We start from the raw sequence: 24066 nt of genomic DNA on the forward strand, positions 1-24066 counted from the left end.
GCCAAGCACGGCGGGGAATATCATTTCAGGAATAATCAATGAAGATGGCGAAGGCCCCGGCCACCGCTCCCTTATTCAAGGCGTTGGGTGACTATAAAAGTATTCTGATCAGCGTCGGATGCTTTACCGCACTGATTAACGTGCTGATGCTGGTGCCCTCCATTTATATGCTCCAGGTCTATGACCGAGTGCTGTCTTCGCAAAACGAAACCACGCTGGCGATGCTGTCGTTGATGGTCGTGGGGTTCTTCGCGTTCATCGGTCTGCTGGAGGTGGTGCGCAGCTTCATCGTGATCCGTATCGGCAGCCAGCTGGAGCGCCGTTTCAACCTGCGGGTCTATCAAGCCGCGTTCGAGCGCAATCTGTTCAAGGGTGAGGGCAACGCCGGCCAGTCGTTGGGTGACCTGACCCACATTCGCCAGTTCGTCACCGGACCTGCGCTGTTCGCGTTCTTCGATGCGCCGTGGTTCCCGGTCTATCTGTTTGTGATTTACCTGTTCAACGTCTGGCTCGGCGTCCTTGCTACGGCCGGCGCGCTGCTGTTGATCGCCCTGGCGTGCCTCAACGAATACATGACCAAGAAACCACTGGGCGAAGCCGCCGGTTTCTCGCAGAAGTCCAGCCAGTTGGCCACCAGCCACCTGCACAACGCCGAAACCATTCAGGCGATGGGCATGCTCGGCTCGCTGCGCAAGCGCTGGTTTCAGGTGCATTCGCGCTTTCTCGGCCTGCAGAACCAGGCCAGTGATACTGGCGCGGTCATCAGCTCCCTGAGCAAGACCTTGCGCCTGTGCCTGCAATCGCTGGTGCTGGGCCTGGGTGCCTTGCTGGTGATCAAGGGCGACATGACCGCCGGGATGATGATCGCCGGTTCGATCCTGATGGGCCGCGTGCTCAGCCCGATCGATCAGCTGATTGCCGTGTGGAAGCAGTGGAGCGGGGCGAAGCTGGCTTACCGCCGTCTCGACTCCCTGCTGCAGTCGTTCCCGCCGAGCGACGACGCCATGGCACTGCCTGCGCCGAAAGGTCAGATCACTTTCGAACAGGTCAGCGCCGGCCCGCCCGGGCAACGTGCCGCGACCTTGCACATGGTCAATTTCAATCTGGCGGCCGGTGAAGTACTGGGTGTGCTGGGTGCCTCCGGCTCCGGCAAGTCGACCCTGGCGCGGGTGCTGGTCGGCGTTTGGCCGACCCTCGGCGGCACGGTGCGTCTGGACGGCGCCGACATCCATCGCTGGAACCGCGATCAGCTGGGTCCTTACATCGGCTACCTGCCGCAGGACATTGAACTGTTCAGCGGCACCATCGCCGAGAACATCGCGCGCTTCAGCGAGACCGATCCGCAGAAAGTCGTGGCCGCCGCGCAACAGGCCGGGGTTCACGAAATGATCCTGCGCATGCCGCAAGGCTACGACACGCAACTGGGCGAGGACGGCAGCGGTCTGTCCGGCGGCCAGAAACAACGTGTGGCCCTGGCGCGTGCGATTTACGGCACGCCAAGCCTGGTGGTGCTGGATGAGCCGAACTCCAACCTCGACACCGTCGGCGAAGCGGCATTGTCCAGCGCCATCGTACAACTCAAGGCGCAAGGCACCACCGTGGTGCTGGTGACGCATCGTTCTTCGGTGCTGGCCCAGGCCGACAAGCTGCTGGTGCTCAACGATGGTCGCCTGCAAGCCTTCGGTCCGAGCCATGACGTGCTCAAGGCACTGTCCGGCAACCCGCAGCAACAGCCGCAACAAACTGAAAAAACCGCGCAGGCACCGGGCGGGCTCAGCATGAGCCGGCAGTACCAGCCCACGACAAGGAATTCGGGTGTATGAGCAGCGCGAGCATGAACACAGAAAACGAAGCCAGCATGGAACACGACTACATCACCGAGCGCCCGGAGCGCGACGCGAAGTTCTTCGCCCGCATGGGCTGGATTCTGGCACTGGCCGGCGCCGGCAGTTTCTTTGCCTGGGCGGCACTGGCACCGCTGGATCAAGGGATTCCGGTGCAAGGCACGGTGGTGGTATCCGGCAAGCGCAAGGCCGTGCAGTCGATGAGCAGCGGTGTGGTCAGCCGGATCCTGGTGCGCGAAGGCGAAATCGTGAAGCAGGGCCAGCCCTTGTTCCGCCTCGACCAGACGCAGGTCGCCGCCGACGTGCAATCGCTGCAGGCCCAGTACCGCATGGCCTGGGCCAGCCTGGCGCGGTGGCAGGCCGAGCGCGACAACCTCAAGCAGGTGACCTTTCCGCCAGAGCTGAGCGACAACGCGGACCCGCGTCTGGCGCTGGTACTGGAAGGCCAGCGGCAACTGTTCAGCAGCCGTCGTGAAGCGTTCTCCCGCGAGCAGGCTGCATTGCGCGCCAGCATCGAAGGCGCCACTTCGCAACTGGCCGGCATGCGTCGCGCCCGTACTGATCTCAATGCTCAGGCCGATTCCCTGCAACAGCAGTTGAGCAATCTGCAACCGCTGGCAGACAACGGCTACATTCCGCGCAACCGCTTGATGGAATACCAGCGTCAGCTGTCACAAGTGCAGCAGCAACTGGCCGAGAACACCGGCGAAAGCGGCCGGGTGGAGCAGGGCATTCTCGAATCGCGCCTGAAACTGCAACAGCATGGTGAGGAATACCAGAAAGAAGTCCGCAGCCAACTGGCCGACGCGCAACTGAAAAGCGTCACCCTGTCCGAGCAACTGACCTCCGCCGGTTTTGACCTGCAACACAGCGAGATTCTTGCGACCTCGGACGGCATCGCCGTCAATCTCGGCGTGCACACCGAAGGTGCCGTGGTGCGTCAGGGCGAGACCCTGCTGGAGATCGTTCCGCAAGGCACGCGCCTGGAAGTGGAAGGACACCTGCCGATCAACCTGATCGACAAGGTCGGCACGCACCTGCCGGTGGACATCCTCTACACCGCGTTCAACCAGAGCAAGACCCCGCGCGTTCCCGGCGAAGTCAGCCTGATTTCCGCCGACCAGATGGTCGATGAGAAAACCGGCGCGCCGTATTACGTGTTGCGCAGCAGCGTCAGCGATCAGGCCATGGAGAAGCTCAACGGCCTGGTGATCAAGCCCGGCATGCCGGCGGAAATGTTCGTGCGCACGGGCGAACGTTCACTCCTCAACTACCTGTTCAAACCGCTGCTCGACCGGGCCGGCTCCGCATTGACTGAAGAATAAGGATGTTCGGCTGTATGAATAAGCTTTCCATGCTGGCGGCAGCGTTCGCGCTGCTCGCGGGCAACAGTGCGGTGGCGGCCATGGGGCCGTTCGAAATCTACGAACAGGCATTACGCAACGACCCGGTGTTCCTCGGCGCGATCAAGGAACGCGATGCAGGCCTTGAAAACCGGGCCATTGGCCGCGCCGGGTTGTTGCCGAAAGTCGGTTACAACTACAACAAGGGCCACAACACCTCGAAGGTTACGCAGCTCACCGATCGCGGCAACTTTACTGAAAACCGCAACTACAACAGTTACGGCTCCAACCTGACCCTGCAACAACCGTTGCTCGACTACGAGGCCTACGCCGCGTATCGCAAAGGTGTGGCGCAGTCGCTGTTTGCCGACGAGAACTTCCGGGGCAAGAGCCAGGAACTGCTGGTGCGGGTGCTGGACAACTACACCAAGGCCTTGTTCGCTCAAGATCAGATCGACATCGCCCAGGCCAAGAAGAAGGCGTACGAGCAGCAGTTCCAGCAGAACGAGCACATGTTCAAACAGGGCGAAGGCACACGGACCGACATTCTCGAAGCCGAGTCGCGCTATGAGCTGGCGACCGCTGAGGAAATCGAGGCCCGCAACGAACAGGATGCGGCGCTGCGTGAACTGGGTGCGCTGGTCGGTGTGCCGGCAGTGGACATCTCTGACCTGGCGCCCCTGGACCAGAACTTCCAGACCTTTGCGTTGATGCCGGCCAACTACGACACCTGGCACGAACTGGCGATCAGCAACAACCCGAACCTGGCGTCACAGCGTCAGGCCGTGGAAGTGGCCCGTTATGAAGTGGAGCGCAACCGCGCCGGGCACCTGCCGAAAGTCAGTGCCTACGCCTCGATGCGCCAGAACGAATCGGAAAGCGGCAACACCTATAACCAGCGCTACGACACCAACACCATCGGCATCGAAGTCAACGTGCCGTTGTACGCCGGTGGCGGGGTATCGGCATCGACCCGTCAGGCCAGTCGCACCATGGAACAGGCCGAGTTCGAGCTGGACGGCAAGACCCGCGAAACCCTGATCGAGCTGCGTCGCCAGTTCAGTGCCTGTCTGTCCGGCGTCAACAAACTGCGCGCCTACCAGAAAGCCCTGACCTCGGCCGAAGCGCTGGTGGTGTCGACCAAACAAAGCATTCTCGGCGGTGAGCGGACCAACCTGGACGCGCTGAACGCCGAACAACAACTGTTTACCACCCGCCGCGATCTGGCCCAGGCACGCTATGACTACCTCATGGCCTGGACCAAGTTGCATTACTACGCGGGCACCTTGAGCGAGCAGGATCTGGCTCGGGTGGACGAAGCATTCGGGCAAGGCCCACGGACGCAATAACACCGTAGTTTTTACACCAAACAACAAAAACGAGTGGTGAACATGGACGTACGCTTCAAGCCGGCATCGGTCGGCACCCTGTTGCTCGCAATTTCTGTCAGCCAGGCCCAGGCGCAATACCTGGAGTCTGGCAAACCTGGCGACGCCGCCAGTTGGCGTTCCGCCGAGTTCCTGCGGGACTGGGGACTGGACCGGATGCAGGCCGATCAGGCCTACGCCGCCGGCATCACCGGCAAGGGTGTGAAGATCGGCGCGCTGGATTCCGGTTTCGACGCGGCCCATCCCGAGTTCGCCAGCGACCGTTATCACCCGGTGTCGGCCAGCGGCAGCTATGTCGATGGTTCGCTGTTCAACGTCAACGGTACGCTCAACCCGAACAACGATTCCCACGGCACTCACGTGGTCGGCACCATGGGCGCCTCTCGCGACGGCACCGGCATGCACGGCGTGGCGTTCAATGCGCAGATCTACGTCGGTAACACCAACAAGAACGATAGTTTCCTGTTCGGCCCCAATCCCGACCCGCGTTACTTCAAAGCGGTGTACGACGCTCTGGCCGATGCCGGCGTGCGGGCGATCAACAACAGTTGGGGCAGCCAGCCGCCGGATGTCAGCTATCGAACCCTGGCGGACCTGCACGCGGCTTACGCCCAGCACTGGAACAAGGGCACCTGGCTCGATGCCGCCGCCGATGTTTCGCGCCGCGGTGTGATCAACGTGTTCAGTGCCGGCAACAGTGGTTATCCGAATGCCAGCGTGCGCTCGGCACTGCCGTATTTTCAGCCGGATCTGGAAGGCCACTGGCTGGCCGTGTCGGGGCTGGATCAAAGCAATCAGCAGAAATACAACCAGTGCGGCATCGCCAAATACTGGTGCATCACCACGCCGGGGGCGAAGATCGACAGCACCGTTCCCGACGGTGGCTACGGGATCAAGTCCGGCACCTCGATGGCCGCGCCCCATGCAACCGGCGCTCTGGCCCTGGTGATGGAGCGTTACCCGTACATGAACAACCAGCAGGCGCTGGAAGTGCTGCTGACTACCGCCACCCAGCTCGACGGCTCGGTGACCGACGCACCCAACGAGCGGGTCGGCTGGGGTGTGGCCAACCTGAAGCGGGCGATGGGCGGGCCGGGGCAGTTGCTTGGCGCGTTCGACGCAAATCTGGCCACCGGGCAACGCGATGTGTGGAGCAACGACATCTCCGACAAGGCACTGATCCAGCGCCAGAGCGAAGACCTCGCCGAACACACCGCCTGGCAGCAAACCCTGCAGGACAAGGGCTGGCAGAACGGCGTTCCGGTCGGCGCCAGCCAACAGGACCAGACTGATTACGCCGTCGGCACGGCCCGTGAGGCGGCGGCTGCCAGTCGGGTGTATCAGGGCAGCCTGATCAAGTCCGGCGTCGGGCATTTGATCCTGTCCGGCGACAGCACCTATCGCGGCCCGACCACGGTCAATGGCGGCCTGCTGAGCGTCAACGGCTCGCTGACATCGGCGGTCACGGTCAACGACAGTGGCACCCTCGGCGGTTCCGGGCGGATCGGCGCACTGACTGCCAATAGCGGCGGTCGTGTGGCACCGGGCAACTCCATCGGCACCTTGAATGTGGCCGGTGACGTGACCTTCGCACCGGGCTCGACCTACGCGGTGGAGCTGTCACCGACGGCCAGCGACCGCATCGTCGCCGGCGGCATCGCGACCATCAGCGGCGCCACCGTCAGCCTGTCACTGGAAAACAGCCCGACCTTGCTCAGCACCGCCGAAGCGAAAAGCCTGCTCGGTCATCAGTACGACATTCTGCAAGCGGCGGGCGGTATTCAGGGTCAGTTCGGCGCGGTGGTGCCCGACTACCTGTTCATCGGTGGCAGCCTCGCGTCCACCGGTAACGGGATCATGCTGAGTGTCGAGCGTAACGCAACGTCTTTTGCCAGCGTCGGCCAGACGCCGAACCAGCGGGCCGTGGCCGGCGCCGTCGAAGTCATGGGCGCCGGCAATTCCGTGTACGAAAGCCTGCTGCTGTCCGCCACTGCCAGTGATGCACAGCAAGCCTTCCAGCAATTGAGCGGGGAAATCTATCCGGCCCTCGGTTTGGTGCTGATCAACGACAGCCGTCAGCTGCGCGACGCCATCGGCGAACGCCTGCACGACGCGAACAGCGCCCAAGGCAACGGCTGGGTCAAGGCCCTCGGCGCCTGGGGCACAACCGACTCGCGACACGACACCGCCGGCTACAGCACCTCGATTGGCGGCCTGCTGGCCGGTGTCGACGGTGCGCTGGACGAGCAGACCCGCATCGGTCTGGTCACTGGTTACAGCGACAGTTCGTTGAGCATGGGTTCCGGCACGCACTCTTCGGCCAAGGTCGACAGCTACCACCTCGGTGCCTATGCCGGGCATGACATCGGTGCCTGGCGTTTGAGCACCGGCGCGACCTACAGCTGGCATCGCGCCGACGTGAAACGGGACCTGCAATACGGCGATGTCAGCGCCAAACAGAAAGCCAAGGTCGATGCCGCCACCACTCAGGTATTCGGCGAGGCGGCCTACCGACTGAACGTGCAACCGTTGGCTCTGGAGCCGTTCGCCAATCTGGCCTACGTGCATCTGGACAGCGACGGTTTCACCGAAAAGGGCGACGCTGCCGCGCTGAAAAGCAGTGGCGACCAGCGTGACGCGGTGCTCAGCACCCTCGGCGTCAGGGCGATCAAGACGATCAACCTGTCGGGCTCGCAGAAACTCGATGTCAGTGGCCGTCTCGGCTGGCAGCACAGCCTCACCGACATCGAATCCGAACAGCATTTGCGCTTCGCCAGCGGCAGCGCGCCGTACAGCGTCGAAAGTTCGCCGCTGGTGCGCGACGCCGCGCTGGTGGGGGTACAGGCCAGCCTGGCCCTGAGCCGCGACGTACGGGTAAACCTTGATTACAACGGACAACTGGCCAGCCGCGAGAAGAGTCACGGCGTCGGCCTGAGCCTGAACTGGCAGTTCTGATGGAGTGTGATTGATCGCTCCCACGCTCCTGCATGGGAACGATCAATCAAATGCTGAACACACGGATTTTGTGCAACATCACTAAGGAAGGTCGCTGGATGAAAAACAACAACACCCCCGCGCAATCGGGTGGATGCTTTCGCCTGAAAACCCTCAACTGCGCCTTGCTCTGCGCCATGGCCACCTGGGGCAGCGCACACGCCGCGCCCTACGTGGAAAACGGCCGGGCAGGGGACCCTGCCAGTTGGCGCAGTGCCGAGTTCAAAGCAGACTGGGGCCTGGGCGCGATCGGCGCGGATTACGCCTACGCCGCCGGCTATACCGGTAAAGGCGTGAAACTGGGGATCTTCGACCAGCCGGTCTATGCCGCACACCCGGAGTTTTCCGGCCCGAACAAAGTGATCACATTGGTCACCAGCGGTATCCGCGAATACACCGACCCGTACATTCCGGTCAAAGCCGGGGATGCCTTCCTCTATGACGGTTCACCCTCGGTAGGCTCCAACGGCAAACTCGGCGCTCACGGCACTCACGTCGGCGGTATCGCGGCGGGCAGTCGTGACGGCGGGCCAATGCACGGCGTGGCGTTCGGAGCGCAGATCATCAGCGCCGACAACGGCGACCCGGGCCCGGAAGACGGCATCGTCCGCGGCAACGACGGCGCGGTGTACAAAGCCGGCTGGGATGCCCTGATCGCCAGTGGCGCGCGAATCATCAACAACAGCTGGGGCATCGGTATCACAGACCGTTTCGACCTCGGTGGCCGCAACCCGGCGTACCCGCACTTCACCGTCAACGACGCGCAATTGCAGTTCAACGAGATCCGCACATTGCTCGGCACCAAGCCTGGCGGTGCCTATGACGGTGCAATCGCCGCCGCGCGCAGCGGGATCGTGACCATTTTCGCGGCGGGTAACGACTACAACCTGAACAACCCGGACGCCATCGCCGGCCTCGGTTACTTCGTGCCGGAAATCGCGCCGAACTGGATGACCGTCTCTGCTTTGCAAAGAAACCCGGATCAGGCCAGCGCCAACCCGTACATCATGAGTACCTTTTCCTCGCGCTGCGGTTACACCGCGAGCTTCTGCGTTTCGGCGCCGGGTACGCAGATCTACAGTTCGATCATCGGCGGCACCAACGCCAGCGATCTGACCACCGGCTATGCCAACTACAACGGCACTTCGATGGCCGCGCCACACGCGGCCGGTGCCGTGGCGGTGCTGATGGAACGCTTCCCGTACATGACCGGCGCTCAGGTCGCCAGCGTGTTGCGCACCACCGCCACCGACCTCGGCGCTCCGGGCATCGACGCCCTGTACGGCTGGGGCATGATCAACCTGCGCAAGGGCATCGACGGGCCGGCGATGTTCGTCACCGAGCAGGACATCCCGGCCGAGTTCCGCATCGAAGGCGCTTACGGTTCCAGCCAGTTCGTGGCGGATCTGCCGGGGATCGGCGCGATCATCGACGCCGGCAAGCCCACCCAGCGGGTATGCACCGACATCACCTGCGGGCTCGACACCTGGCGTAACGACATTTCCGGCCACGGTGGTCTGACCAAACAAGGCATCGGCACTCTGGTGATGACCGGCGCCAACACCTACACCGGCCCGACCCTGGTGAACGGTGGCCGACTGGCAATCAATGGCTCGCTGCAATCGGCGGTCACGGTCAATGACGGCGGCATTCTCGGCGGTAACGGGCACATCGCCGCGCTGACCGCGAAAAGCGGCGGTATCGTGGCGCCGGGCAACTCCATCGGCACCTTGAACGTGGCCGGTGACGTGACCTTCGAGCCGGGCTCGACCTATGCCGTGGAAGTCTCGCCCACCAGCAGCGACCGTGTGGTCGCTGGCGGCACCGCAATCATTGACGGCGCAACGGTCGCCCTGACCCTGGAAAACAGCCCGACACTGTTGACCACGACTGAAGTTAAAACGCTGCTGGGCAGCCAGTTCAACATTCTGCAGGCGGCGGGCGGCATTCAGGGGCGCTTTGGTCAGGTCTTGCCAAACTATGCGTTCCTCGGCGGCACTCTCGATTACTCCTCGGGCGGTGTTCAGCTGGACGTGGGGCGTAACGGTGCTTCGTTCGCCAGCGTCGGCCTGACCCCGAACCAGCGCGCCGTCGGTGCGGCTGCCGAACGTCTGGGCGCGGGCAATGCGTTGTTCGAAACCCTGCTGCTGTCGCCGACCGCTGCCGTTGCGCAGGACGCGTTCCAGCAACTGTCCGGCGAGATCCACCCGGCCATCGGCACGTTGCTGATCAACGACAGCCGTTACCTGCGTGATGCGGTGGGTGAACGCCTGCGCGAACGGGATCTGTTCGATGCCGGTGCGCCGACCGATGACCGCAGCAATGCCTGGTTCAAAGTGCTCGGTGCCTGGGGCAAGACCGATGGCGGCCATGAAAATTCCAACTCCAACAGCTCCATTGGCGGACTGTTGCTCGGTGTCGATGGCCTGATTACTGAAGATACTCGCTTGGGTTTCGTTACCGGTTATAGCGACAGTTCTTTGAACATGGGCAGCGGCACGCACTCGTCGGCATCGATTGACAGCTATCACCTGGGTACGTACCTGGGGCACCAGATCGATGCCCTGCGCCTGACCGCCGGCGCGGCTTACAGCTGGCATCGCATCGACGTCAAACGTGACCTGCAATTTGCCGGTGTCAGCGGCAAGCAGAAAACCAAACGCGATGCGACCACCGCACAACTGTTCACAGAAGCTGCCTACGATCTCGGTCTGCAGCCGATGAACCTGGAGCCGTTCGCCAATCTGGCTTACGTGCACCTGAACAGCGACAGTTTCACCGAAAAGGGTGATGCCGCCGCACTGAAGGGCGGTGAAGACAACCGCGACGCCGTGCTGTCGACCCTCGGCGTTCGCGCCAAGCGCACGTTTGCTCTGTCCGAGAAACATCAGCTGGAACTGGGCGCGACATTGGGCTGGCAGCACAACCTGAGCAGCGTGGATTCCGACAGCCACTTGGCCTTTGTCAATGGCAACAGCGCGTTCAACGTGCAAAGTGTGTCGATGGATCGAGATGCAGCGGTGGTCGGCGTGCGTGCCGGGCTGGCGCTGAATCGCGATGTCCGGGTCAACCTGGACTACAACGGACTGATCGGTTCGAACGAGAAGGACCACGGTGTGGGCCTGACGCTGGACTGGCAGTTCTAGGGTGTAGCGGCAGTTCTGCAGAGAACTGCCGTTTTTGAAAGGAAGAGAGAGCACGACATGGGATTGTTCGATTACAAAAATGCCGACGGCAAAGCGTTGTACAGCGATGCCATCGCGCTGACGCTGTATTCCTACACGCCGACCGGGCAACCTTTGCCCGGCACCGGTTGGTCGCCACTGGGCGCCTCGGCCCTGGGTTATCAAGGCAAGACCGACGCGAAGGGGACGTTCTTCGGCGAGAAGGACGGCTTCACCAGCGCCGAGGCGGAAGTGCTCGGCAAATACGACGCCGCCGGCAAGCTGATCGGCATCGGTGTGGCCTTTCGCGGCACCGGTGGTCTGGGCTACAGCGACACCTTTGGCGACATGAAAAACAACCTGCTGGCCGCCATCGGGCCGGTGGATTACGCCAAGAACTACGCGAAGAACGCCTTCGACAACCTGCTCAAATCCGTCGCCGCGTTTGCTTCGGCCCATGGCATCGCTGCCAAGGACGTGCTGATCAGCGGCCACAGCCTCGGCGGCCTCGGGGTCAACAGCGTCGCGGAGCTGAGCGCGAGCGACTGGGGCGGTTTCTTCAAGGACGCCAACTACATTTCGTTCGCCTCGCCGACCCAGAGCAGCACCGGCACCAACGTGCTGAACATCGGCTACGAGAACGATCCGGTATTCCGTGTGCTCGACGGCACCACGTTCAGCACGGCGTCGATGGGCAAACACGACAAGCCGCACGACTCGACCACCGACAACATCGTCAACTTCAACGAGAACTACGCCTCTACCGCGCAGAACCTGGTGCCGTTCAGCATCGTCAACCCGCTGAACTGGTCGGCTCACAGCTCGCTGGGCTATGCCGATGGTCTGAACCGGGTGATCGATTCGAAGTTCTACAACCTCACCAGCCAGGACTCGACCATTATCGTGTCCAATCTGGAAGCCTCGTCCCGGGGCAAGACCTGGGTCGAGGATCTGGGCCGCAGCGGCGAGCCGCACACCGGCAGCACCTTCATCATCGGCACTGACAGCAACGACTGGCTAAAGGGCGGGGCGGGCAACGACTTCCTCGAGGGTCGTGCCGGCGATGACCTGTTCCGCGATGACGGGGGCTTCAACATTCTGTTGGGTGGTCAGGGCCACAACACCTTCGACCTGCAGAAACCGTTGCAGAACTTCAGCTTCGCCAACGACGGCGACGGCACGCTATACGTGCGCGACGCCTACGGCGGCATCAGCATGACCCGTGACATCGGCGCAATCGTGAGCAAAGAGTCCGGTTCGATGTGGAGCAGCAAGGAAATCACCTGGACCGTCACTGGCAAAGGCCTGGCCAATGGTGCCGAACTGACCCAGTACAACCATTCGCTCAACGGCGGTGCACTCGGCGACACGCTGAAAGCCACCGCTGACGGCGACTGGCTGTTCGGCCTGGGCGGCGACGATCACCTGTTCAGCGACAAGGCCCATGTGACTTTCGTCGGCGGCGCCGGCAACGACGTGATGAATGCGGTGGGTGGCAACAACACCTTCCTGTTCAGCGGCGCGTTCGGTTTCGACTCGATCCATGGCTACCAGGGCAGCGACAAACTGGTGTTCATGGGCGTGCAGGGCGCGGGGCAGGGCTACGACTACAAGCAACATGCTTCGCAGTCCGGCGCCGATACCGTGCTGAAGATTGGCGACTATGCCGTGACCCTGATCGGGGTGGGTGTGGCTAACCTGTCGGACTCGAGTTTCGTGTTCGCCTGATTCCGTGCGGGAACCACCGTGGCTTGCGGCGGTTCCCATTGGAGTTGCATGACAGAAGTGTTGTAAGGAAATGCTCCGGGGCGCCCCGAGAGGGGCGTTCTGGTTGTGAGCTATCTCTGAATAATTCCAACAAAGAGAGAGGCAACAGCAATGGGTGTGTATGACTACAAGAACTTCAACACAGCGGATTCCAAGGCGTTGTTCAGCGATGCCATGGCCATCACGCTGTACTCCTATCACAACCTCGACAACGGTTTCGCGGTCGGCTATCAGCACAACGGCTTCGGCCTCGGTCTGCCGGCCACGCTGATCAGTGCGCTGATCGGCGGCACCGATTCTCAAGGGGTGATTCCCGGACTCCCGTGGAATCCCGATTCGGAAAAACTCGCCCTCGACGCCGTGAAAAAGGCCGGTTGGACACCGATCACTGCCTCGCAACTGGGCTATGACGGCAAGACCGACGTGCGCGGAACCTTCTTCGGTGAAAAGCCCGGCTACACCAGTGCCCAAGTGGAAATCCTCGGCAAGTACGACGCCCAGGGCCATCTCACGGAAATCGGCATCGCCTTTCGCGGCACCAGCGGCCCACGGGAAATCCTGATTGGCGACTCGATCGCCGACGCCATCAATGACCTGCTCGCCGCGTTCGGCCCCAAGGATTACGCCAAGAACTACGTCGGCGAAGCCTTCGGCAATCTGATGAACAACGTAGTGGCGTTCGCCAAGGCCAACGGCCTCACCGGCAAGGACGTGCTGATCAGCGGCCACAGCCTCGGCGGCCTGGCGGTCAACAGCATGGCGGACCTGAGCGGCAGCAAGTGGGGCGGGTTCTTCCAGGACTCCAACTACATCGCCTACGCCTCACCAACCCAGAGCAGCACCGACAAAGTGCTCAACGTCGGCTACGAGAACGACCCGGTATTCCGCGCCCTCGACGGCTCGACCTTCACCGGGGCATCGCTGGGCGTACACGACGCATCGAAAGTCTCGGCCACCGACAATATCGTCAGCTTCAACGACCACTACGCCTCGAACGCGTGGAACGTGCTGCCGTATTCGATCGTCAACATCCCGACCTGGATCTCGCACCTGCCGACGGCTTACGGCGACGGCATGAACCGGGTCATCGAGTCGAAGTTCTACGACCTCACCAGCCGTGATTCGACGATCATCGTGGCCAACCTGTCGGACCCGGCGCGGGCCAACACCTGGGTACAGGACCTCAACCGCAATGCCGAGCCCCACAAGGGCAGCACCTTCATCATCGGCAGCGACGGTAACGATCTGATCCAGGGCGGCAGCGGCAACGATTATCTGGAGGGTCGTGCCGGCAACGACACCTTCCGCGACAGCGGCGGCTACAACATCATCCTCGGCGGTTCAGGCAACAACACCCTCGAGTTGCAGCAGTCGGTGAACAAGTTCGACTTCGCCAACGACGGCGCCGGAAACCTGTACATCCGTGATGCCAACGGTGGAATCAGCATCACCCGCGACATCGGCAGCATCGTCACCAAGGAGCCGGGCTTCCTCTGGGGCCTGTTCAAGGACGACGTGACCCACAGCGTGACCGCCGATGGCCTGAAGGTCGGCAACAACGTCACCCAGTACGAATCGAGCGTGAAGGGCACCAGCGGCGCCGACACCCTCAAGGCCCATGCCGGTGGCGACTGGTTGTTTGGCCTGGACGGCAACGATCACTTGATCGGTGGCGCGGGCAATGACGTGTTCGTCGGCGGCGCCGGCAATGACCTGATGGAATCGGGCGGCGGGGCGGATACGTTCCTGTTCAGCGGCGCATTCGGCCAGGATCGGGTGGTGGGTTTCAACGGCAACGACAAACTGGTGTTCCTCGGCGTGCAGGGCGTGTTGCCGGGCGATGACTTCCGCGCCCATGCCACGTCGGTGGGGCAGGATACGGTGCTGAAGTTTGGTGCTGATTCGGTGACGCTGGTCGGGGTTTCGCTGAACAGTCTCAGTGCTGATGGCATCGTGATCGCCTGATCGTGACGGTGGAGAGGGAATTCTTTCCCTCTCCACATCAAAAGTGACTCATTGGCCACTACCTGACTCAAACCCCTGCACCAACAGGAAACGCGGACTAAAGCCATCGCATGCGCACTCGTCATGTATGGGCAAGCCGCCATTGAGTACAGGAGATTCAAACGTGAAAGGTTTCAAGGGGTATATCGGTATTGTCGGGTTGGCGCTGCTGTCGGCCAATGTCTGGGCCGATTTGCCTCACAGCTCGATTCTGAGCCGCTACGGTGTCAGCTCCGATGAATTGCCGAAACCGGCACCCACCGAGAACAGCGAGCCGGTCGAAGAGAAAAGCCGCTTTCATATCCAGCCCGAACAACCGTTCGTGACCGTTCGCATCGGCGAAAACAATGAGCCCGAAATGACCGGCAACCTGAGCATCGACCGCATGGCGCAACAGGAGCGCCAACGTTGCCAGCGCCTGCAGGAAGAAATGGTCCGGCGCGGTGAGCGCGCGTTGAACTGCGACGGCTCCCTGCCGGGCATGGCGTTACCCCGCTGAAAAATGCAAAAAAGGCTGCGCTCCTACAGGATTGCAGCCTTTTTTGTTGGGGTAATCGTCAGTCTTCCTTACGCACCGTGGCGACTTCATCGGCCTTGACCCGGATCTTCGCGCCGGAAATGTCCCGGAACTCATAGAAGCCGTCCTCGGACTTGGTTTTCGGCATGTCCTTGGTCAGATATTGCGTACCGTTCTGCAAGGTCACCACAGTCGGGGTGGAGCAACCGGCCAGCGCCATCAGCGCAACGACGGTCATCGGCATAAACAACGTCTTGAAATTCATACCCGGTATTTCCTCATTCATTTCGACCGGTGTCGGTCCTCTAACGCGGTTGGTGCCAAATCCCCGGTAAAAGTTCGATGGACTGGCGAAAAAACCTCAATCGCGGATGCCACTGATCCTTTTCCGTTTGCGCCCGTCGGGGCAGAACTGGTATCTGTACGCATAACCAGTATTCGCTTGCCATGGCCCGCTATCACCGTGACTTCCAGCCCCCTCGACGATCCGTTCTATTACCTCAACAACTTCCGGCAAGTGCTTGACTGGCTTGAGCTTCGTTATGCCGACGTGATGAGCGAAACGGAGCATGCCTTCATTCGCGACTTCAAGTCACTGCCGCGCGGCTCCCAGGGTTTGCTGGTGCGGATGGTGATGCGCAAGGGCGTGCATTTTCGGGCGGGCAAACTTAACTATCCGGAAATTGGCGACATTGCATCAGCCGCGCAGCCGTTGCTCGATCATGGCTGGCTGGACGAGCAAGCGCTGTTGACGATGCCGGAGCTGTTCGATCTGCTGCTGAAGGCTGAAGTCGTACAAGCCTTCGGCCCGGCCATCGATGATCCAAAGGGTCGCAAGGTCGACTGGTTGCCGAACCTGCACGAGCAGTTTCCCGAGTCACGTTGCTGGCATGACTGGTGCCCGGCGATTGCAGACCGATTGTTCAGCCTGACGCTGATGGACCTGTGCGACCGGTTTCGCCTGATGTTCTTCGGCAATCTGTACCAGGACTGGTCGGAGTTTGTCCTCGCTGACCTTGGAATCTACACCTACGAAAAAGTCGAGCTCAGCGCCGATTCCCGAGGCCTGCGCAGCCGTGCCGACGTCGATGCCTGTCTGTTCCTGCACGATTGCCAGCAGCGTTTCGAGGCGGGTGAGGCGATCGAGCCGATTGCCGAAGAGCTTAGCGCTTTGCAATTCGACAACCCGTGGTTGCAGCGTCGGCTCGGCAAGCTGCTGTTCCAGATCGGCCAGCATTGCGAACGCATCGCGGAATTTGCCCTGGCCCTGAGCCTTTATCGCGGCTGTGCCTATCCCGGCGCGCGGTTGCGGATGATCCGGGTGCTGGAACGCTGCGGTGAATATGCCCTGGCGCTGGAGCTGGGCACGCTGGCTGAACAGGCGCCGGAAAGCGCCGCCGAACAACAGGGCCTGCAACGGGCGCTGCCACGTCTGCGGCGCAAACTCGGCGGACCGGCGCTCAAACGCGTGGCGCCAAAACCTGTGGAGCGTCTGGATCTGCATCTGCCTCGGCTCGATCCGGCGCTGTCGGTGGAGTATCACGTGCAGGCGCATCTGCATGAGGACGCCGGCCCCGTGCATTACGTCGAGAACAGCCTGATCAACTCGCTGTTCGGCCTGCTGTGCTGGCCGGCGATTTTCGCACCGCTGCCGGGGGCGTTTTTCAATCCGTTCCAGCGCGGGCCGGCAGATTTGCTCCATGAGGATTTCCAGGGACGTCGGGCCGAGCTGTTCGAAGTCTGCCTGGCGGAACTCGACGACGGCCGTTATGCCGACACCATCCGTACACGGTTTGCCGCCAAGTGGGGCATTCAGTCGCCGTTCGTGTTTTGGGGCGCACTCAATGAAGAACTGCTGGAACAAGCGCTGACCTGCCTGCCGGCCGAGCACCTCAAGCACTGGTTCAATCGGCTGTTGCTGGACATCAAGGCCAATCGCGCCGGCATGCCGGACCTGATCCAGTTCTGGCCGCAGCACAAGACCTACCGGATGATCGAGGTCAAAGGTCCCGGCGACCGCTTGCAGGACAATCAACTGCGCTGGCTGGAGTTCTGCCACACGCACCAGATGCCGGTGGCGGTGTGTTACGTGCAATGGGCGGAGCAGGGCGCTTGAGCTACAGCATCGCGGTGCGGGCGTTGTGCGAATTCACCGCCAAGAGCGGCGACCTCGACTTGCGCTTCACGCCGTCGCCCACCGCGCTGGAGGGCATCGCCGGTCACCGCACCGTCGCCTCGCGGCGTAATGATGCCTACCAAAGCGAAGTGGCGCTGGAAGGCGAGTTCCGCACCTTGAAGGTCAAGGGCAGGGCGGACGGCTACGACCCGACGCAGAACTGCCTGGAGGAAGTCAAAACCTACCGTGGCGACCTGAGCAAACAACCCGCCAATCACCGCGCGCTGCATTGGGCGCAGGCGAAAATCTACGGCTGGCTGATGTGCCGCCGGTTGCAGCTGGAACAGATCAACCTGGCGCTGGTGTATTTCGACATCGTCAGCGAAAAGGAAACCTGCCTGGTCGAAGCCTTCAGTGCTGAAGCATTGCGCGAGTTTTTCGAACAACAGTGCGGCTTGTTCCTGGCATGGGCCGAGCAGGAAATGGCCCACCGTGAAGCGCGTAATCAGGCGGCGCAGCAACTGGGCTTTCCCCATGACAGTTTCCGCCCCGGCCAGCGTCATCTTGCCGAGTCGGTGTTCAAGGCCGTCAGTACCGGCCGCTGCCTGATGGCCCAGGCGCCCACCGGCATCGGCAAGACCCTGGGCACGCTGTTCCCGATGCTCAAGGCCTTGGCGCCGCAGCAGCTGGACAAGGTGTATTTCCTCACCGCCAAGACCCCGGGGCGCAAACTGGCGCTGGACTCGGCGCAAGTGCTGTTCGATCACCACGCAACCCTGCCGTTGCGGGTGCTGGAGATGGTCGCCCGGGACAAGGCTTGCGAGCATCCCGACAAGGCCTGTCACGGCGAATCCTGCCCGTTGGCTCAAGGCTTCTATGACCGGTTGCCGGCGGCTCGTAAAGCCGCCAGTCAATTGAAGTTGCAGGATCAGGCGGCAATCCGTGAAGTCGCCGCGCAGCACTCGGTATGTCCGTACTACCTGAGCCAGGAAATGGCACGCTGGGCCGATGTGGTGGTCGCGGACTACAACTATTACTTCGACTTCACCGCGCTGCTGTTCGGCCTGGCCCAGCTCAATCAATGGAAGGTCGCGGTGCTGGTGGACGAGGCGCATAACCTGGTCGAACGCGGGCGGCAGATGTACAGCGCCACCCTCGATCAGGGAGTCTTCAACAGCGTGCGCAAAACCGCACCCGAGGCGTTGAAGAAGCCCCTGCAACGGGTCAACCGTGAATGGAATGCCTTGCACAACGCACAACTGGCGCCGTATCAGGCCTACGACAAGGCACCGGAAAAACTGCTGCAGGCGATCACGTCGTGCAGCGCAAGCATTGGCGATTACCTCAATGATCACCCGCAAGGGCTCGACAGCGGCTTGCAGAATGCCTGGTTCGAGATGCTGCAATTCGGCCGGGTCGCGGAGTTGTTCGACGAGAACTATCTGTTCGACATCAGCAAGCGCGAACTCGACCGCAAACGTCCGCTGTCGCAACTGTGCCTGCGCAACGTGGTGCCCGCCGCGCTGCTCGGCCCGCGCCTGAAAGCGGCCCGCAGTTGCGTGCTGTTTTCCGCGACCCTCAGCCCGCGTCACTATTACGCCGACCTGCTCGGCACTCCGGCCGACACGGTGTGGATCGACGTTGAATCGCCGTTCAGCGCCGAACAGTTGCAGGTGCGGATCGTCAGCCAGATTTCCACCCGGTTCACTCATCGTCAGGCGTCACTGGCGCCGATTGTCGAACTGATCGCCCGCCAGTTCGCCGAGCGTCCGGGCAACTATCTGGCGTTCTTCAGCAGCTTCGATTACCTGCAACAGGTCGCGCAGTTGCTCGCTGAACGGCATCCGCACATTTCAATCTGGCAGCAATCACGGGGCATGGCTGAAGGGCAGCGGCAGGCCTTTCTCGATCAGTTCACGGCCCACAGCCAGGGCGTCGGGTTCGCCGTACTCGGCGGTGCATTCGGCGAAGGCATCGATTTGCCCGGAGCCCGGTTGATCGGTGCCTTTGTCGCCACGCTGGGTCTGGCACAGCTCAACCCGGTCAATGAACAGATGAAACGGCGCATGGCAGCGATTTTCGGCGCCGGATATGACTACACCTACCTGTTCCCCGGCATGCAGAAAGTGGTGCAGGCAGCCGGGCGGGTGATCCGAACCCAGCAGGATCGCGGCGTGGTCATGCTGATCGACGATCGCTTTGCCGAGAGCCGCATCCAGCAGCTGTTGCCGCGCTGGTGGCAGCTCGATCACGCAGATGCAGCTTTTCAATCCGCCGGTTTGACGCATACTCCTGTTATTGAAAATCTGCTTTGAGCCAAGCCTGATGAGCGAGAACAAGAAGTCCGCTGCGATCGAAGAAATGCGCTTTCGCCTGTTGATCGATGCCGTGGTCGATTATGCGATCTACATGATCGACCCCGGCGGCATCATCACCAGCTGGAACTCCGGGGCCAAACGCTTCAAGGGTTATGAGGAAGCCGAGATTCTCGGCGAGCACTTTTCGCGCTTCTACACCGATGAAGACCGCGCCGTCGGCATGCCGCAACGGGCACTGGATACGGCGATCCGCGAAGGACGGTTCGAAGGCGAAGGCTGGCGAGTACGCAAGGACGGCACGCATTTCTGGTGCCACGTGGTGATCGACCCGATCTACAGCCCGGACGGGCAACTGCTCGGCTTCGCGAAAATCACCCGCGACCTCACCGACCGCAAGATGGCCGAAGAAACCCTCAAGCAAAGCGAACAGCAGTTCCGCCTGCTGGTGCAGGGCGTTACCGACTACGCCATCTACATGCTCAGCCCGGAAGGCCGCGTGACCAACTGGAACCCCGGCGCGCAACGGATCAAGGGCTATGCGCCCAACGAAGTCATCGGCAAGCATTTCTCGATGTTCTACACCCCGGAGGATCGCGAGATCGGTGAGCCGCAACGGGCGCTGGAAACCGCCGTGCGTGAGGGCCGCTTCGAGAACAAGAGCTGGCGTCTGCGCAAGGACGGCACGCGGTTTCTGGCCCACGTGGTGGTCGATGCGATTCGCGGTGAAACCGGAACGTTGCTCGGTTTTGCCAAGATCACCCGTGATGTGACCGAAGCCCACCAGGCGCAACTGGCACTGGAGCAAACCCGAGAGGCACTTTTCCAGGCGCAGAAGATGCAGGCCATCGGCCAACTCAGCGGCGGTATCGCCCATGATTTCAACAATCTGCTGACCGTGATCCTCGGCAATCTGGAAATCGTGCGTAAACGCGTCGGCGACGACCCGAAGGTCAGCCGTCTGCTGGAAAATGCCACCCAGGGCGCGCTGCGAGGCGTGTCACTGACCCAGCGCATGCTCGCCTTCGCCCGGCGCCAGGAACTCAAGACCGAACCCGTGGACATCCCGAAACTGGTGCAAGGCATCACCGGTCTGTTGCGCAGTTCACTGGGGCCGGGGATTCGCATCGAAACGCAGTTTCCCGACGATCTTGAAGCGGTGCTCGCCGACACCAACCAGCTCGAACTGGCGGTACTCAACCTGGCTACCAACGCCCGCGATGCAATGCCCGAGGGCGGCAGCGTGGTCATCGGTGCCGAGCCGCGAGTGGTTTTGCAGCAGAGCCAGTCAACACTCGCTGCGGGACGCTATGTCTGCCTGAGCGTGACCGATACCGGTGAAGGCATGGACGACGCGACGCTGGCCTCGGCGACCGATCCGTTCTTCACCACCAAAGGCCTGGGCAAGGGCACCGGGCTGGGGTTGTCGATGGTGCATGGTTTCATCGAACAGTTGGGCGGCCGTTTCATACTCAAAAGCGTGAAGGGACAGGGCACTTGCGCCGAGCTCTGGCTGCCGGTCGCCGTCGACGGGATGACGGCCAAGCCCCTGAGCCCGAGGCCGTCCATGGCGTCGGTGCCGCGACTCAGCGTGCTGGTGGTGGACGACGACAGCCTGGTGCGCACCAGCACCAGCCTGTTGCTGGAGGATCTGGGGCATCGGGTCATCGGAGCGGCCTCCGGTGCGCAGGCACTGGAGTTGTTTGACCAAGGGGAAGTGATCGACTTGATGATCACCGACATGGCCATGCCGAAAATGAACGGCGCGCAGCTGGCCCATGCCGTGCGCGTGCTCAAGCCGGATTTGCCGATCATCCTGGCCACCGGTTATGCCGAGCGCCTCGAAGGTTTTGCGGCACAACTGCCACGGCTGTCGAAACCGTTCAATCAGATGCAACTGGTGGAGATCATCGCCCAGTCGATGAAGTGAGGTCAGGCATCAGCTTGTTTACGCTGTTCGTAACGGGCAAGGAGCGGCTGGGTGCTGATGCCGTGCAGCAAAATGCTCAGGGCCACGACTGAAAGGGTGAGATCGGTACACTGCGCGGCCAGTGTCTCGCCCAGGCCGTGGTTCAAGGCGTAAAACAGATAGAACAGGCTGCCGATGCCACGAATGCCGAACCAGCCGATCAACATTCGCTGACGCCACGCCAGCAGCGATCCCCATGGCATCAACGCCACACAGGCCGGGCGGATGACACAAAACAGCACAGCGCCGACCCACAGCGCCCGCCAGTCCCAGTGGGTGACCAGCACCACGCCGAGCAGGGTCACCAGAAACACTTCCATGGCCCGCTCCACCAGACCGCCGAAGGCGAGCATGTCGCCCATCATGATCCCGGCGGCCACCTGACTGCCTTCCAGGCCTTCTGTGTCGCCATGCACGGCGTGCTGCGGTTCGACGTTCTGGTGACCGACCACCGGTTGCACCAGATGCTCGGCCGGCGGCTGATGGGCGCCGGTGGACTTCACTTCCTCCTGACGCAGGCCCAGCCCGGCGGCGAACACCGAGAGAAAGCCGTAGCCGCCCAAGGACTCGGCCACCACAAAAGCCAGTGCGATCAAGGCCAGTGCCAGATAGTCGTTCGGGCTGACGGTGCTGTCTTCATTGCGCGTCTGTAACGCGAGCGTGGCCCGACCCAGGCCTCGGCCCATCCAGTAACCCGTGAGCAGACCGACAGGGACCGCCCAGAGCAGATCGCGCAATACCCAGTGGCTCCATTGCGCGGCCAGGCCATCGCCTTGCAGCAGCAACAGCCCGAGGATCACAAAGGGAAACGCCACGCCGTCATTCAGCCCGGCCTCGCCGGACAGTCCCAAGCGCACGCTGTCGACATCCCGCGCATCGTTGACCTGCACCAGCGCCGCCAGCACCGGGTCGGTGGGCGCCAATATCGCAGCGATCAGCAACGACGGCCCCCACGACAGTTTCAGAGCGTAATGCAGCAGCAGGCTGACGCCGATGATCGTCAACACCATCACCGGGCCTGCCAGACCGAAGGCTATCCGCCAGCGCTTGTCGCGCAACGGCAGCCGCAATTTCAAACCGCAGACGAACAGCGAAAACAGCACCGCGACTTCGGTCAGGTGCTCCATCCACGAGGCGGCATGTTCCAGCGGCAGTTTCAGCAGATCAAGCCCGCTCGGGCCGATACCGATGCCGAGCAACAGGCACACGGCCGACGTCGTGACCGGCATCCAGCGCAGGTACGACGAGGTCAACGCCAGCATCAGCAGGACGGCGCCCAGCACCGTTACCCAGATAATGAATGTCATGGTTCGCGGCCCGCCCTGACCATCGCGACCCGACAGGGCCATGAAGTATGGAGAGGTGCTCGCGGCGACGGTTCAGTTTTTCTCGGGGAAGAGGCGGCGGGCACTGGTTTGCACGGCGCCCGCCGTGATTGACGCGATGACTCAGGCCTGGCGCTGGACCAGCGCACGCTCCATCCGCGCAATGCCTTCTTCCAGCAACGAACGCGGGCAACCGAAGTTCAGGCGCACGAATTGCTGGCTCTGGTCACCGAAATCGATGCCCGGGCTGAGTCCGACGCGAGCCTGTTCGAGGAAGAACTGTTGCGGATTGTCCAGGCCCAGGGCCGAGCAATCGAGCCACGCCAGATAAGTGCCCTGCGGCACGTTGATCGTTACGCCGGGCAGACGACTGCGAACCGCGTCCACCAGCCAGTCACGATTGGCTTGCAGGTATTGCTTGAGTTCTTTCAGCCACGGCCCGGCTTCGCTGTACGCCACGCGGGTGGCTTCCATGCCCAGCGGATTGACGCTGTCTACCATGCCGCAACGGGCGTGGTTGACGCGCTCGCGCAGGGCGCTGTCCTGGATGATCATGAACGAGGTCTTGAGACCGGCAATGTTGTAGGCCTTGCTCGCCGACATCAGGGTGATGGTGCGTTGGGCGATTTCCGGGCTCAGGGACGCGGTCGGAATGTGCACGCGACCGTCGTAGCACAGCTCGGCGTGGATTTCGTCGGAGATGATCCAGGCGTCCTGCGCCATGCAGATGTCGGCCACCGCTTGCAGTTCTTCACGGTCGAAGACCTTGCCGATCGGGTTGTGCGGGTTGCTCAGCAGCAGGGCGCCGCCACCGGTGAGGGATTCACGCAAGGCGTCCAGCGGCGTGGCGTAGGTGCCGTCGGCCAGGGCGTTGAATTCCAGCTCGACCTTGTTCAGGCCCCAATGGCCCGGTGCATGGCGCAGCGGCGGGTAGTTCGGGGTTTGCACCACGACATTCTGTTGCGGTTGCACCAGCGCCTTGAGCGCCATGTTGAAACCCGACTCGACGCCCGGCAGGAAAATCAGCTCCTGCGGTTTGACCCGCCAGGCGAACTTGTTCCAGAGGTCGGCGACGATGGCCTCGCGCAAATTGTCCTGGGCGACGCTGTAGCCGACCAAGGGGTGCAGCAGACGCTGTTGCAGCGCCTCGATGACCACCGGCGGTGCCGCGAAATCCATGTCAGCGACCCACATCGGCAACACATCGGCCGCATAGCGGCTCCACTTGGTGCTGCCGGTGTCGTGGCGGTCGAATACCTGATCAAAATCGAAAATCATGCGCGGTCTCTGAGGGCGGAGATGGGTCGTGCCGGCGATGAT

Annotated in this window: 14 protein-coding genes; 11 read left to right on the top strand and 3 right to left on the bottom strand. The window is 62.1% G+C overall.

Going from position 1 to position 24066, the window contains the following annotated elements; translation table 11 throughout:
* Nucleotides 1-38: 38 nt before the first annotated feature.
* The 8 genes from DLD99_RS14050 (at nucleotide 39) to DLD99_RS14085 (ending at nucleotide 15003) form a co-directional block, all read left to right on the top strand.
* The gene (locus DLD99_RS14050) at nucleotides 39-1823 is read left to right on the top strand and encodes a type I secretion system permease/ATPase (RefSeq protein WP_114882908.1); all 1785 of its coding nucleotides are present in this window, start codon (nucleotides 39-41) and stop codon (nucleotides 1821-1823) included.
* Nucleotides 1820-3169: an HlyD family type I secretion periplasmic adaptor subunit gene (locus tag DLD99_RS14055; RefSeq protein WP_114882910.1), complete on the top strand. Its 1350-nt coding sequence runs from the start codon at nucleotides 1820-1822 to the stop codon at nucleotides 3167-3169. Before DLD99_RS14050 ends, DLD99_RS14055 begins: the two co-directional genes overlap by 4 nt.
* A gap of 2 nt (nucleotides 3170-3171) precedes the next feature.
* On the top strand, nucleotides 3172-4536 hold the full coding sequence (locus DLD99_RS14060) for a TolC family outer membrane protein (protein WP_114882912.1): 1365 nt from the start codon (nucleotides 3172-3174) through the stop codon (nucleotides 4534-4536).
* A gap of 42 nt (nucleotides 4537-4578) precedes the next feature.
* Nucleotides 4579-7530, top strand: coding sequence for an autotransporter serine peptidase EprS (eprS, locus tag DLD99_RS14065; protein WP_114882914.1), 2952 nt, complete (start codon nucleotides 4579-4581; stop codon nucleotides 7528-7530).
* A 98-nt stretch (nucleotides 7531-7628) separates the two neighbouring features.
* Nucleotides 7629-10715, top strand: a complete 3087-nt coding sequence (locus DLD99_RS14070; RefSeq protein ID WP_114886685.1) for an autotransporter serine protease — start codon at nucleotides 7629-7631, stop codon at nucleotides 10713-10715.
* 57 nt (nucleotides 10716-10772) lie between these two features.
* Nucleotides 10773-12461 carry a polyurethane esterase gene (locus DLD99_RS14075; RefSeq protein WP_114882916.1) on the top strand — a complete coding sequence of 563 codons (1689 nt, stop codon included), beginning with the start codon at nucleotides 10773-10775 and terminating at the stop codon, nucleotides 12459-12461.
* A 150-nt stretch (nucleotides 12462-12611) separates the two neighbouring features.
* Nucleotides 12612-14465: a polyurethane esterase gene (locus tag DLD99_RS14080; RefSeq protein WP_114882918.1), complete on the top strand. Its 1854-nt coding sequence runs from the start codon at nucleotides 12612-12614 to the stop codon at nucleotides 14463-14465.
* 163 nt (nucleotides 14466-14628) lie between these two features.
* Complete coding sequence (locus DLD99_RS14085) at nucleotides 14629-15003, top strand: hypothetical protein (RefSeq protein WP_085709820.1); 375 nt, start codon at nucleotides 14629-14631, stop codon at nucleotides 15001-15003.
* Between the two features lie 58 nt (nucleotides 15004-15061).
* On the opposite strand, the gene DLD99_RS14090 is transcribed toward DLD99_RS14085, so the two are convergent.
* The gene (locus tag DLD99_RS14090; RefSeq protein ID WP_085709821.1) at nucleotides 15062-15286 is read right to left on the bottom strand and encodes a YgdI/YgdR family lipoprotein; all 225 of its coding nucleotides are present in this window, start codon (nucleotides 15284-15286) and stop codon (nucleotides 15062-15064) included.
* Nucleotides 15287-15484: 198 nt separating this feature from the next.
* Here DLD99_RS14090 and DLD99_RS14095 point away from each other — a divergent pair, with 198 nt between their 5' ends.
* The 3 genes from DLD99_RS14095 to DLD99_RS14105 are packed head-to-tail and all read left to right on the top strand — an operon-like array spanning nucleotide 15485 to nucleotide 21382.
* The gene (locus DLD99_RS14095; RefSeq protein WP_114882920.1) at nucleotides 15485-17137 is read left to right on the top strand and encodes a VRR-NUC domain-containing protein; all 1653 of its coding nucleotides are present in this window, start codon (nucleotides 15485-15487) and stop codon (nucleotides 17135-17137) included.
* Nucleotides 17134-19452, top strand: a complete 2319-nt coding sequence (locus DLD99_RS14100; RefSeq protein WP_114882922.1) for an ATP-dependent DNA helicase — start codon at nucleotides 17134-17136, stop codon at nucleotides 19450-19452. The genes DLD99_RS14095 and DLD99_RS14100 overlap by 4 nt, the downstream gene beginning before the upstream one ends.
* Nucleotides 19453-19462: 10 nt before the next feature.
* On the top strand, nucleotides 19463-21382 hold the full coding sequence (locus DLD99_RS14105; protein WP_114882925.1) for a hybrid sensor histidine kinase/response regulator: 1920 nt from the start codon (nucleotides 19463-19465) through the stop codon (nucleotides 21380-21382).
* A gap of 2 nt (nucleotides 21383-21384) precedes the next feature.
* On the opposite strand, the gene DLD99_RS14110 is transcribed toward DLD99_RS14105, so the two are convergent.
* Together DLD99_RS14110 and DLD99_RS14115 are read right to left on the bottom strand one after the other, a co-directional pair.
* A complete protein-coding gene (locus DLD99_RS14110; RefSeq protein WP_114886687.1) occupies nucleotides 21385-22728 on the bottom strand; it encodes a cation:proton antiporter in 1344 nt (447 codons plus the stop codon).
* A gap of 141 nt (nucleotides 22729-22869) precedes the next feature.
* Nucleotides 22870-24024, bottom strand: a complete 1155-nt coding sequence (locus DLD99_RS14115; RefSeq protein ID WP_114882927.1) for a MalY/PatB family protein — start codon at nucleotides 24022-24024, stop codon at nucleotides 22870-22872.
* Nucleotides 24025-24066: the final 42 nt, after the last annotated feature.

The sequence above is a fragment of the Pseudomonas kribbensis genome (assembly GCF_003352185.1).
GTDB lineage: Bacteria > Pseudomonadota > Gammaproteobacteria > Pseudomonadales > Pseudomonadaceae > Aquipseudomonas > Aquipseudomonas kribbensis.